This is a genomic window from Pseudomonas sp. TE3786, assembly GCF_054057335.1.
Map to the genome: position 1 here is coordinate 66002 of NZ_JBSRZF010000018.1, position 12286 is coordinate 78287.

A 12286-nucleotide genomic window follows, 5' to 3' on the forward strand; every position below is an offset into this window, starting at 1 on the left:
ACAAGCCCCATGGGCGTAAACTGCGCCCATGTTTGCGAGGAGTTGCCATGAGCGCCATCACCATTACTGAAGCTGCCCACGATTATCTAGCCGACCTGCTGAGCAAGCAGAGCACCCCCGGCATCGGTATCCGCGTATTCATCACGCAGCCGGGTACCCAATACGCCGAAACCTGCATCGCTTACTGCAAGCCCGGTGAAGAAAAACCTGAAGACCACGCCATAGGCCTGAAAAGCTTTACCGCCTATATCGACGCGTTCAGCGAAGCCTTTCTGGAAGACGCCGTGGTCGACTACGCCACCGACCGTATGGGTGGCCAGCTGACCATCAAGGCACCCAACGCCAAAGTGCCGATGGTCAACGAAGACAGCCCGATCAACGAGCGTATCAGCTATTACCTGCAAACCGAGATCAACCCGGGGCTGGCCAGCCACGGTGGCGAAGTGAGCCTGATCGACGTGGTGGAAGACGGCATCGCCGTACTCAAGTTCGGCGGCGGTTGCCAGGGCTGTGGTCAGGTCGATCTGACCCTCAAGGAAGGCATCGAGAAAACCTTGCTGGAACGCATCCCCGAGCTGAAAGGTGTGCGTGACGTGACTGACCACACCAACAAGGAAAACGCTTACTACTAAGCGCGTTCAGTTGCAAAAAAGGCGACCTGAGGGTCGCCTTTTTTGTGCCTCTTGGGTGGGGGGAAATCAAAAGCTCGCGGCTAAAGCCCCTCCCACAGAGAAGCGAGGGCACTTGTGGGAGGGGCTTTAGCCGCGATGCTGTTGATCTTAAGCTGACCCGGTTGATCTCAGTCTTCCAGCACCCCATCCCCGCGTTTTGCCTGCACCCACCACTCAGCCAATCGCGGTACCAACTCCCGGCTATCCAGAATCTCGCGCACCTGCTGGCAATACTCTTGCCGCTCAAGATCGCTACCACCCGCCACTGGTGCCGGGTAATGCGCCACCTTGCGCAGGTACTTGCGCAGCCGTTGCGAATCTTCTGGGTCCATTTCCGCAAAAGTGCGCTCCCGCTTGGGGGCGTCCAGATACACGGCCCACGCATCCAGGGCGTAATACAGAACGGAGTGGGGATTGATCTGCGGTTCGTGGTCGAGCCACTTGGTCAGTTCGTTGTACATGTAGCCGTTGTGCGAACCGCTGGCGCTGTACAGCGGCTTGCCGTCGAAACGGAACCTCCGGCTGCATTCGGTTTGTCCGGTCAAAAACTGGTACAGGCGCTTTTCGTCGCCATCAAACGCATCAATCGCGGCATCGTTCGAAAAGTAGGTAAAGGTCGAGCGTTCAGCGTGGTACATCAATTTGCTGGAGTCGCTCAGGCTGTACATCGGCACGTTGCGCCCCGGATAGGAAAGCAAATGCTCGGTAATGGCACACCAGTTTTCATCGCTGTTGTCGGGGTGCAGCCACAGGCGCAACACGAGCGGGATCGGGTCATCCAACTGATCGTTATCCCACCTGGGCTCTTTGGCGCTCAGGTAGTACTGCTCGAACGCCTTCATCTCGCGTTTGGTGTAGAACCCCATGTACTGGATCCGCTGCAACCGCGAAGGCCAGCTGGCTTTACGCGCGGCCAGCCCGGCGGCGGTTTGCCCATAGGTGGGCAGCGGCGGGATGCGGTCCATTTTCTGGATTTCGGCCAGATGGGGCGCCATATACGCCTTCTCTTCAGCGGCCGACATTTTCTTCTCTTCTTCGGCTCCGGAATGGGCCGACCAGGCCTTGCGCAGCTTTATAAACGCCGCCTCGGCCTCGGCCGGCACATACACCGAGGTGCAGCCATCGTCGCGGTCGTAGAAATCCACCCAGCGACCCGGCAACTCCCAGCGCTTGGCGGCGCGATTCAGGGCTTTGACGAACTCCGGCGAAAACCAGTCCGAGTCCTCCACGCCCTTGACGCGGATACGCTGCTTTTTGCCGCCCAGCTTGAACAGCAGCAGGGCCGAATCCCAACCGTCGTCGGAGTCGGACTCGACGTCGCTGATCTCCAGTTCCCCGCCACTGGCGGCGGCATATTCCTGCAGCAATTGCGGGTAGTACCACGACGGGGAGCTGCCTTGCTCCATGTTGTGGTTGCAACTGCGCGGGCCAAATAGCTGGTGAACATGGTGCGGCGCGGTTTGCTCGAGGTCCGGCGCAGCGAGCCATTGGGCGTCGATGGGCAACTGATACTGCTCGGCCAACGCGGCTGCGCGCTTGAGCATGGCGCGGTTGGTCTTGGCGACCTCGCTGTCGGCGTCGGGCGCTGCAGCGGCATCGACGGCAACCGGGGCATCGGCCACGGCCTCGCCACCGGCCAAGCGTGCCAGCGCTTCGGCCTCTTGCATCACCTGGACGCCCAGGGCGGCGGCCTTGCTGGTCTTGTCGGTACCGGGCTTGCTGCCTGATACCAGCAGGGTGGTTTTGCCGTTTACGGATTTCTGAATGGTGCCGCCCTGCTGACTGATCAGGTCTTCCAATTGCGGGCGGGTGTAGCCGCTGAACGTGCCGGTCACCACCACATACTGATCAACAAAACCCGAAACGGGCGACGGCAGATCCGTAGACATAACAATTCATCCTTGAAGAAAGAGCCGGGATCATAGCGCCCCTGTTTACGCCGCCGCCACCCGTCGCGCTGGCCATAACATCAGCAGCGCAAGCGCCACCAGCGGCAAAATCCCGATATTGATCGCCGCCCATCCCAGCCCGGTAATCAATGCCCCGGATGCAAACGACGCACAGGCCGCCACCGAGCCATTTACCAACTCCATCAAGCCCTGCGCCTGACCCCGTTCTGCCGCTGCATGCCCTTCAGCCAGCAGCGTGGTGCCGGCGATCAGCGCCAGATTCCAGCCCAGGCCAAGTAGAAACGAACTGAGCAGAAAGTGCGTGTGGCTAAGGCCTGCCAGGGCCACCACCGCACTGGCCAATAAGATACTGCCGCCAAGCACTGCTACCCGGCGACTGCCCAGGCGGTCCACCAACGGCCCCGCCCCAAATGCCGGGAGGAACATGCCGAGCATATGCCACTGAATCACCCCGGCGCTGGTGGCCACATCAAAGCCACAAAAGCTCATCGCCAACGGCGTGGCGTTCATCACCAGAATCATCAAGCCATGGCCGACCGCCGTGGTGGCGATGGCCGCTCGCACCAGCGGTCGTGCCAGTAACTGGCGCATAACTGCCAGGCCCGCTTTGCCCGGTGCCGGGGCGGCACCTTCGCGCAACTGACTGACCACTAACAGGCCCAGGGCCGCCAAGGCTGCGATCATCAGGTAGGCACCCATATAAGGTGTGCTCAGGGCGGTGCGCGACCAGAGCGCCAGGCTGGGAGCAATCAGCGCCGCCAGCACGCCGCCGCCGATGACATAGGCCGTGGCGCGGCCTTTTTCGCGCTCATCCACGGCCTCCAGGGCGGCGAAACGGTAGTACATGGCCGAGGCCTGATAAGCGCCAATCGGCAATGCACCCAGGCAGAACAGGCTGAAATCGCCAATGCCTACGCCCAAGGCACAGACCAGACCGCCCACCACACCCGCTCCAGCTCCCAGCATCAGCCCCGGCCGCCGGCCATGGCGCTGCATAAACACTGACAGTGGCTGCACCGCCAACAGGTTGCCGAGTACCAGCAAAGCCAGGGGCAGGGTGGCCAGCGCGTTGCTCGGTGCCAGTTGCAAGCCCACCAGCGAGGTCAGGGTGATACCGATCAGCGAGCAGGACCAATACAGGGCTTGGCCTGCAAACAGCAGGCGAACGGAAGCATTGCGCAGCAACAACATGGTGCGATTCCTTGTAGCGATAGAGGGGGCTAGCCGGCTTTGGCGCAGCCTTGAGGCTTTAGCACGCGTTCGGTCGAGGCCGGGTTATTTACCAACTTCGCCGCCGGGCGACGGGGGCGCTGCAGCAGTTCACCGCCGCAGTTCGGGCAGCCGCTTGCGGCCAGGTGGGTTTCGGCGCAGTCGCGGCAAAAGGTGCATTCGAAGGTGCAGATGCGCGCGTCCAACGAGTCGGGGGGCAGGTCGCGGTCGCAGCATTCACAGTTGGGGCGTAGTTCCAGCATGGTGGGGCTCCTTGTCATTTAGATCACACGCATCGCGGCTGCAGCCGCTAGCTGTTTATCAGCCAAATCGTTGGGCGTATTCCTGCGGGCTTACCGCCAAATGCTTATGAAAGGTGCGGCGCAAATTCTCCGGATGACCAAACCCGGTCAGCCGCGCCACTGTGGCAATCGACGCCTGGGCGTCCTGCAACAACGCCCGCGCGGCCTCCAACCGCAGCCGCTCCACATAGCGCCCCGGCCCCATGCCCAGTTCCTGGGTAAATACCCGCGACAAGGTGCGCGGCGTCAGCTTGGCCTGCTGCGCCAGCACCTCCAGCGACAGGTCGGCACCCAGGTTGGCCGGCAGCCAGTCGAGCAAGGCGGCCAGACGCGGCACCCGGCTGGGCTCGGGGGTGAGCAGGGCGCTGAACTGGGTTTGCCCGCCGGGCCGGCGCAGAAACATCACCAGCCGCCGCGCCACGCTCAGCGCCATGGCCCGCCCGAGGTCGGCTTCCACCAGCGCCAGGGCCAGGTCGATGCCGGCGGTAACCCCGGCCGAGGTGAACACGTGGCTGTCACCGTCCTGATTGCGCGGGTCGAAGGTGTGCAGGCGATCGCTTTCGATCAGTACGTTGGGGAAGCAGCTGCGCAGTTCGTCGACATCCGCCCAATGGGTGGTGGCCTGACGCCCATCCAGCACGCCGGCGGCGGCGAGAATCAACGCCCCCGAACAGATCGAGCCGAGACGTCGCACCTGCGGTTCAGCGCGGTGTAACCAGGCCAGCAGTTCGGCGTCCTGCATCTGCTCATCGACACCCAGGCCGCCGGGCACCAGCAGGGTGTCCAGGCGGCTCAGATCCAGCTCGCGCCAGGCAAGGTCGACACACAAGCGCATGCCGGCTGAAGTGGCCACCGGCTGCAAGTCGGCACCTACCAGCAATAGCTCATAGAACGCTGGGCGGCCTTGGCGTCCGCACTCCACGTTGGCGGAGGCAAACACCTGCATCGGTCCGGTAACGTCGAGGCTCATCACCTGCGGGTAGATCAGGCAGGCGACTGTACGCAGAGGGGCGGGGGAAAGCATCGGCAGGGCACCTTGGAAACAATGGGGCCATTCTGTCGCGCGAAGGCGTTGGCAACAATGACAATAAGCCCACAGATCTTGCCATTGGGTTTCACTGGGACCTGTAGAAGCTTTAGCTCGGATGCTTTTGTCGTTTGCCGCGAACGCGGTTGAACCCGCTCCTACGAAATTAAGGGGGGTTAGTCGGGATGCAGCTGCTCAAGAAAGCGCATCAGCGTCACTTCTTCTTCGCGCAGCCCTTTGCGCGCCCGCGGTTTGCCCAGGCCGGCCAACTCGCCGGCAATAAAATGCTCGAGCACTGCCGGATGCACATAGCACTTGCGGCAGATGGTGGGGGTGTTGCCCAGCTGGCTGGCGACATCCTTGATCACCTCGTTGATCAGCCGTTTCTGCTCGGTGGCCGAGCGTTCTTCCACTGGCAGCTGGCGCAACTGGTCCAGCGCCAGGGCGGTGCCGGCCCAGGTGCGGTAGTCCTTGGCGGTAAAGTCGCTGCCGCTGTGTTCCTGCAGGTACTGGTTGATATCGGAGGAGGTCACCACCCGGCGCTCGCCGTCGTCGTCCAGGTACTGGAACAGATGCTGGCCGGGCAGCTCCCGGCAGCGTCGAATGATCCGCGCCAGCCGTGGGTGCTGCAGGCTGACCTGATGTTCGACGCCACTCTTGCCGCGAAACTGAAAGCGGATGCCGGCACCTTTTACCTCGACATGGCGGTTGCGCAAGGTGGTGAGGCCGAAGGATTTGTTGTCGCGGGCGTATTGGCTGTTGCCGACCCGAATCAGGGTGGAATCCAGCAGCGCGACTACCGTGGCGACCACCTTGTCATGGCCCAGACCGGGCAGTTGCAGGTGCTCTTCCATGCGCGTGCGCAGCTTCGGCAGGGCGCGGCCGAATTCCAGCAAACGCTCGTATTTGTCGGCATCGCGGATCTCGCGCCAGCGGGGATGGTAGCGGTACTGCTTGCGCCCCCTGGCATCGCGGCCGGTGGCTTGCAGATGGCCCTTGGGATCGGGGCAGATCCACACGTCCTGGTAGGCCGGTGGAATGGTCAGCTTGTTGATGCGCTGCACCTCGTCGGCATCGCGTATGCGTTCGCCGTGCAGATCGAAATAGGCGAACTTGCCGCGCAACTTGCGCCGGCGAAAACCCGGCTGGCGGTCGTCGACATAATGCAGATCGGGGGGCAGCGCCGGGCAGAGCAGGGTGCCGGTGTCGCCGCCTTCGTCATCCGGGAGCGGCCGTTGGCCTTTGGCCAGGGGCAGTACTTCGGGCTTGATCGCGCTGGTCATATCGGCCCGTGCCTCTGGCTGTTGATCGCCTCGCTCCATTCTTCATGGTTGCAGCGTCGGCATTTGCCTGCCTCGCCTGCCTGCATAGCGGTGGTTAGGCCGCAGCAGGTGCAGGCGTACAGACCGGAACTGGGTACCTGGCGATACTGCTGGCGCAACGGACTGGGCAACACCGACAAACCGGGGCGTACCTGTTCTTCTGGCTGAAAATACAGGCTGACATCGCCGTTCACTTCCATGATGCCGATGCGCACCTGGCCCAGGTGCTCCACGCCTTTTTGCCGCAGCTCCATAAAGAACTCATCGGTGGAGATGTTCTTGCCTTCCAGACTCGGCACATCGCACACGCCATCCTCAATAATCACCGCCGGTTTGCCCTCCAGCCAGTCGCCAAACTTTGGCAGGCGCTCCATGGCAAAGGTGGTGACGCGGTAGAGCAACAGCAGGGTGATAAACACCATCACAATCGGCAGCAGCGGCACATCGTCATAGAAGGTCACATCGCCTGCCGCCGAGCCCAGGGTGAGGATCACCACCAGCTCGAACAACGACAGCTGTCGCACGCCGCGGCGTCCGGAAATCTTCAGAAAGCTGAACACCACCAGATAGGCGAACAGCGTGCGCAGGGTCACTTCGAACAGAAAGGGCACTGGCAGTTTGTCGATCAGCATCCGCTGCCAATCGAAGGCGGTCATGGCCGTGGGCTCAAGGGTAGAAACATGGAAGACGTCCTGCCTGTCTGGGTTGTAGAAGGTAGACGGCGAGGTGCGGGGGAGGTTCGGAGTATTTGCGCCGTGCGCAAATGGCAGAAGCAGAAACGCCAACGGGCAGCTCGAAGGCTGCCCGTTGGGGTGGTGCTGAGAATGCGCTTAGGCGGTCATCTGCCAAGGCTCAAGGTCATAACCTTGCTGGTTCAACTCGGCCCGCGATTGTTTTAGCAGGCGCTCCAGCTCGGCTGGGTTGGTGAAGGCGCTGGGGGAAACCTGGTTACGGCCCAGCAGACGGGTATTGGTGCGGTCGACGACAGAAAAATTGACTTCGCCGGTGCCATCTTGCGGCGCCCAGGCTACGCACTGGAAAGGTTGAAAAGCACGATGGGCAATCAACAAGGCTTCGTTAACACGGAGCGGGGTGTTCATGGGGTTGTTTCTCCGATGGGTCCCAAACAGTAAGCGGCCGCTGGAGCGAGTCTTCGCTACTGGGGCCTTCAAGGTGTTGATGGCCGCACCTGACCCTGGAGTCACAAGAAAGTCGCTGATTAGCAGAAAAAAGTCGCAAAACTGATAAAAGCGCCAGGTTTTTCAACAAAAAGCCCCGGCTGGCAGGGCTTTTAAGGATGAAACGCAGCCCTTGTGGGAGGGGCTTCAGCCGCGAGCTTTTGATTTTAAGAGCTCGCGGCTAAAGCCCCTCCCACAGAGAATTGCGGCTATTGCGGGTTATTGCGCTCATGCCGATACGCGCTCACCGCTTCATACACGGCTTTACGCAAGCGGTTGATGCCACCCAACGGCCGGTGTTCCGGCAGCGCATGCCACGGGTTGAACGACTGGTTGTCGCAGGCGATGGTCTGCTCGGTGCTGTCGAAATCCTGCGCCGGCACCTGGATGGTGGCCACGGTTTCGAACGGTGAAATGGCTTCGCTCCATTCGATGCTGGTGTCTTCCAAGGGCATGTAATGGTCGGGGTTCTGCCGCTGTACTTGCAGTTCGAAACAGGCCGGTACGCGGTCCAGCGACAACTGCTGATACAGCGCGTCATGCAGAAAGTTGGGCATATCGGTGTTGACCGTCGGCAGGGTGTACGCCGGGCATCGCTCCGGTGCCGGCACCACGCGGTACTTGATGTTGTGTGGGCCGAATTTGAATGGCGCCACCGAATCGTAGGTGGTCGCTACTGGGCTGTCGGGTGCCGGTGCCAGGGTTTTCAGAGCGATGGTCAGGTGGCGAACCTGCCAGGTACGCGGGTCCAGGCTGGGGAAGAACGCGCCGATTTGCTTGCCATCGGCCTGCGCCTTGAAGTTGCTCTGGTACTCGGCCACGTCGCTGACGAAAAACGACGGGTGATTGAACATCACAAAATCCTGCTCACCGGCCACCGCGGGCGAACTCATCAGCTTGGTGCCGGGCACATCGAACAGCTTGATTGCCATGCCACGGGCATCGCGCACACGGTCGAATTGCGGGTAGGCGTTGCCGTTGGATAAACGCATCAGCGCCTGCCAGGTTTTGCCCGGCTCGCTGAACACGCCCTGGCGCAGCTCGCCATTCAATTCCGGCAACACCGTGACCTCGGCCTTCACGCAGCCATGGGCCTTGGCGTGGGCGTCACGGAGCACGCGGGTCTGGTCTTTGTGTTGCTCCACCACGCGAATGGCATCTTCGATAATGCCGCGGGTCATCGCCGCTTCGCCGGGCGGAATCTGCTCCTCGGCAGACACCGGGCCAGAGAATTTCCAGGCGTAATACAGCTCGGCAATGCCCCAGCCACCCAGGCCGACCACCGCCAGAAACAGCACCAATTTGCCAAGCAAGCGGCCCAGCCACAGCCAGAAGCGTTTAAGCATAAAGCGAGTCCTTTTTGTTGTATCCGGGCTCCCGTAGGAGTGGCTTCAGCCGCGATGCTTTTACGCTCAAGAGCATCGCGACTGAAGCCGCTCCTACACGGGAGGGGAGAGTCTTATCCTTGGCAGCTCGGCCCTGGGCTCCACGGCGCCGGGGTAATCGGCTGCAGCTGGTTTTCCAGGGTGGCGTTGCCCAGCACCTTGAGGTACTCGATCAGCGCCAGGCGCTCATTGGGTTGCAAGCCACGGCCGATCACCCCTTGCTGGCGGCAGCCATCGCGGAATTCGTGGCCCTGGTTGCTGTTGCCGGTGACGCTGGTCTTGAACAGAAACCCACCGTCGAATTTCTCGCTGCGATAGCCGGCGCGCTCTGGGTCGTACTCGTGGTTGCCCACCCAGAACTCGGTGCGGCGCTCATAAACAGGCGACAGCAGCTCGAACAGCGATGGCACCGAGCCGTTGTGCAAGAAGGGTGGGGTGGCCCAGATGCCATCCAGCGGCCGCGCCTTGTAGCCGCGTTTTTCCTGCACGCCGATTGGCAGGCCGTAGCCATCCATCTTCCAGCGCTCTTCACCACTGATGCCGGCGTCCTGATAGGCGCGATTCTCTACATAAGCAGTGACATAGGCCAGACCCTTGGCGCTGGAAATGCTGCGGAAGTTCAGGTCTTCCAACTTGCCGTCAAACAGCTTCACGCCGAGGGTGCTGAGCTGCTCTTTGCTCCAGCCCAGCTTGCTGATATTGAAGCGGTGGTCGGCAATATTGTCGGCCGTGGTCGGGTCGGTACCGACAATGCTCACCGGCACAATGCGCATATGCCATTCCGGGTCGCGGGTCGGCGCCAGGCGTTTGTCCGGTGCCTTCGGGTCTGGCGCGTGGCAGTACGCGCAGTTCTCCTGATACAGCGCCCGGCCACGGCTGGCCAACTCGAGATTGACCTTGCCCAACACCGGCTCCGGCCAGGCCGGCGGCTTGAGCTGCTTGAGGGTTTCTTCCAGGGTATAGAGGTCACGCACGCGCACGCTGGAGGCATAACGCTCGGCTTCCGGTACACGGCCCTGATTGTCCTCGAACAGTTTTACCGTGGCACCAACCCCCAGGGCTTCACCGATATTGCGCGCCATCGGCTGCATCGCCGAACCGTTCCACTGCACCCAATCGAACTTCCAGATATCCCACAACTGCGGATAGCTCACTGGGGCATTGCCGACCCGGTAATTGCTCGGGTCGATGGCATCACCAAACACACTGTTGGCAATCCGGCCAAAGGCATCGGTACGGCCAAAACCTTCCTCGGTGGGGTACAGGCCGCGGTGGGTATCGTTCCAGGCCTGGGACAGAATGCGGTTGAGCGTCACCTTGAGATCGGTGCGCAACTGATCACGGCCTTCCGGGTACTTATCGCCCAGCACGTTCTTGGCGAAGCGCGTGAACTTCAGCGGGTTGTAATAAGTGAACGCCAGGCTCATGCCCAGGGCCTGACCAAAACTGCCACCCTTTAATGTCGGCACAGTAGACGCCAACGAATGCAACGCCGCGCCACCATCGATACGCACCGATTGGCCTTTGAAACGCAGCTCGCCGGTATGGCAAGCGGCGCAGCTGATATCCAGCAACTGTGCGCCGGTGTCGTCTTCCACATGGCGAGCAAAACCCACCGGCAGATTGCCGGGGTTCAACGCGGTGGGCCGTTGATTGGGCTCGGTGAGAAAACCGAAGCGGGCGAGATAGTTCGGCGCCGCGAACCTGTCCTCGGAAAACGGCAGCTCCAGCGCCGTAAACCACTCATAGCGCAGGCCCTTAACTTCAGTGCCCTGCGGCGTGTAGTAGTAAGTCTGCCGCGCCTCTGCGCTCCACTGCTCCAGGTAGTGCAGCTGACTGGGCTGCTCATACGCCGGCAAGTTGGGATTGGCGATGTAATACAACACCACGGCGAGCAGCGCCAAAACGGCGAGCAGCACCAGAAGCAAAACCCGCTTCACAACTCTCATGGAAACAATCCTTGTGCATTTTTTGTGGGCTGAGCGTTTATGCCCTGCAATTACAGGAATGGCAAGACGCTAAGCACCTAATGTTCTTACGGTCTTCGGGAACCTTTCTTATAGGGCAATGGCGCTCCTTATAAGAAAAGCATCCAAGTGCCGTCAAAAAACTTGCTACCGTTCAAACAGGGCTCGAAAACGCTTGTTTTTAATCGGAAAAAATATAAAGCCGCCAGGGAGCAGCACGCCATGCTCGACATGCTCGATAGCCACGACACCCCACCACCACTCGCCACCCTGGACGTCTACAAACGCAACGCCGAGCGCCAAGCCTTAAGCGACGCCCTGGCACGCTACGGCACCAATATGAGCGTCGCGGCAAGAATGCTGGGGATTTCGCGGCCGACGTTTTATCGGTTGTTGCACAAACATCGGTTGCGGTGAGGCTTGAAGGCCTTGCACGCCGCGCTTGAGGGGGAGGACGGCGGGCAGCGTTTAATGGCGCAGCGACAGACCTTCACGCTGCGAGTTACATGGATGAAAACAGCTCACTTGGTCATGGACGTCGCCGGTGTTATCCCCCGCAACCGTACCGCCATCCCAAACCATCGTTGTAGATGCTTGTTGGCACTACTAGGGCTTGTGCCCAGTGGCTTTGCCATGGCCGACAAATTATGGCGACGTTTAACGCAGCGTTCGCTTCAAACAACCTAAATTTATCGTCCGCACATCTCTCACAGCTGGTCTGCACTGCGCGCGAAAGCCATGCAATTTGACCCAGGCAAAGCGCGCTTCAGCGTGGCCAAACGCACCTGCCAATACCAAGCGGCCTCGACACCCATAGTGGGCACGGAGAACAACTTCGATTACAGCGTCCTGTTCTCCAGTGACAGCCAGATCGGGTTGAAAAGAGCGCAGCTTTGGCAGAGTTGAGGCATGGGGCAGTCAGGACATGATTCATAAATGGATCATGCCCCTCCGGTTTGCTCTTTATATGAACCAGTTCTTCAAGGCTCAACCGGCTCTAGGGCAATCAGCTGCAGCGGTTCGAGCAACAAATCATCCATGCGTGCGGCAAAGCTTTGGAAGTGCGGCAGGGCGATATGGGCATCCAGTGCCGCCTGGTCTTTCCAGGTTTCGCGTACGTAGAAACAGTCGGGGTTGTCGTGTAGTTGGAACAGGGCGTAGTCCAGGCACCCGGGCTCGTCGCGGGACGGTAGGACGAGGGCTTTGAGGGCGGTTTTCAGGTGGTCGCGCAGGCCGGGTTTGGCGGTGAGCACGGCAATCAGGGTGAGGGTGTCGGTGGACATGGTGGCGGCTCCGTTGGCTGAGGGTGGGGTCA

The 12286-nt window shown here is 60.9% G+C and carries 12 protein-coding genes and 1 pseudogene; 3 read left to right on the top strand and 10 right to left on the bottom strand.

Going from position 1 to position 12286, the window contains the following annotated elements; all coding sequences use genetic code 11:
- Positions 1–47: 47 nt before the first annotated feature.
- Positions 48–632 carry a Fe-S biogenesis protein NfuA gene (nfuA, locus tag ACVW0Y_RS18640; RefSeq protein ID WP_457440312.1) on the top strand — a complete coding sequence of 195 codons (585 nt, stop codon included), beginning with the start codon at positions 48–50 and terminating at the stop codon, positions 630–632.
- Positions 633–799: 167 nt separating this feature from the next.
- Here the strand turns inward: nfuA and ACVW0Y_RS18645 are convergent, their stop codons facing one another.
- The 9 genes from ACVW0Y_RS18645 to ACVW0Y_RS18685 all read right to left on the bottom strand — a co-directional run bounded on the left by ACVW0Y_RS18645 (position 800) and on the right by ACVW0Y_RS18685 (position 10953).
- Positions 800–2560, bottom strand: a complete 1761-nt coding sequence (locus ACVW0Y_RS18645) for a BRCT domain-containing protein (RefSeq protein WP_457440314.1) — start codon at positions 2558–2560, stop codon at positions 800–802.
- Positions 2561–2605: 45 nt separating this feature from the next.
- On the bottom strand, positions 2606–3769 hold the full coding sequence (locus tag ACVW0Y_RS18650; protein WP_457440381.1) for an MFS transporter: 1164 nt from the start codon (positions 3767–3769) through the stop codon (positions 2606–2608).
- Positions 3770–3801: 32 nt separating this feature from the next.
- Entirely contained in the window at positions 3802–4053 is a 252-nt protein-coding gene (locus tag ACVW0Y_RS18655; protein WP_457440316.1) for a DUF1272 domain-containing protein, read from the bottom strand.
- 58 nt (positions 4054–4111) lie between these two features.
- Entirely contained in the window at positions 4112–5116 is a 1005-nt protein-coding gene (locus ACVW0Y_RS18660) for a GlxA family transcriptional regulator (RefSeq protein ID WP_457440318.1), read from the bottom strand.
- A gap of 179 nt (positions 5117–5295) precedes the next feature.
- Positions 5296–6402, bottom strand: coding sequence for a DNA topoisomerase IB (locus tag ACVW0Y_RS18665; RefSeq protein ID WP_457440320.1), 1107 nt, complete (start codon positions 6400–6402; stop codon positions 5296–5298).
- A complete protein-coding gene (locus tag ACVW0Y_RS18670) occupies positions 6399–7097 on the bottom strand; it encodes a DUF421 domain-containing protein (RefSeq protein ID WP_457440322.1) in 699 nt (232 codons plus the stop codon). Before ACVW0Y_RS18670 ends, ACVW0Y_RS18665 begins: the two co-directional genes overlap by 4 nt.
- Before the next feature lie 174 nt (positions 7098–7271).
- Positions 7272–7541, bottom strand: a complete 270-nt coding sequence (locus ACVW0Y_RS18675; protein ID WP_108094406.1) for a hypothetical protein — start codon at positions 7539–7541, stop codon at positions 7272–7274.
- A gap of 287 nt (positions 7542–7828) precedes the next feature.
- Positions 7829–8965, bottom strand: a complete 1137-nt coding sequence (locus tag ACVW0Y_RS18680; protein WP_457440324.1) for a catalase family protein — start codon at positions 8963–8965, stop codon at positions 7829–7831.
- Positions 8966–9078: 113 nt separating this feature from the next.
- Entirely contained in the window at positions 9079–10953 is a 1875-nt protein-coding gene (locus ACVW0Y_RS18685) for a di-heme-cytochrome C peroxidase (protein ID WP_457440326.1), read from the bottom strand.
- Between the two features lie 273 nt (positions 10954–11226).
- On the opposite strand from ACVW0Y_RS18685, the pseudogene ACVW0Y_RS18690 reads away from it, so the two are divergent.
- Together ACVW0Y_RS18690 and ACVW0Y_RS18695 are read left to right on the top strand one after the other, a co-directional pair.
- Positions 11227–11388, top strand: a pseudogene (locus tag ACVW0Y_RS18690) (helix-turn-helix domain-containing protein); the annotation flags it as partial.
- A gap of 321 nt (positions 11389–11709) precedes the next feature.
- A complete protein-coding gene (locus ACVW0Y_RS18695; protein WP_457440328.1) occupies positions 11710–11877 on the top strand; it encodes a hypothetical protein in 168 nt (55 codons plus the stop codon).
- 74 nt (positions 11878–11951) lie between these two features.
- Here ACVW0Y_RS18695 and ACVW0Y_RS18700 read toward each other — a convergent pair whose 3' ends face one another.
- Positions 11952–12254, bottom strand: a complete 303-nt coding sequence (locus ACVW0Y_RS18700; RefSeq protein ID WP_457440330.1) for a putative quinol monooxygenase — start codon at positions 12252–12254, stop codon at positions 11952–11954.
- Positions 12255–12286: the final 32 nt, after the last annotated feature.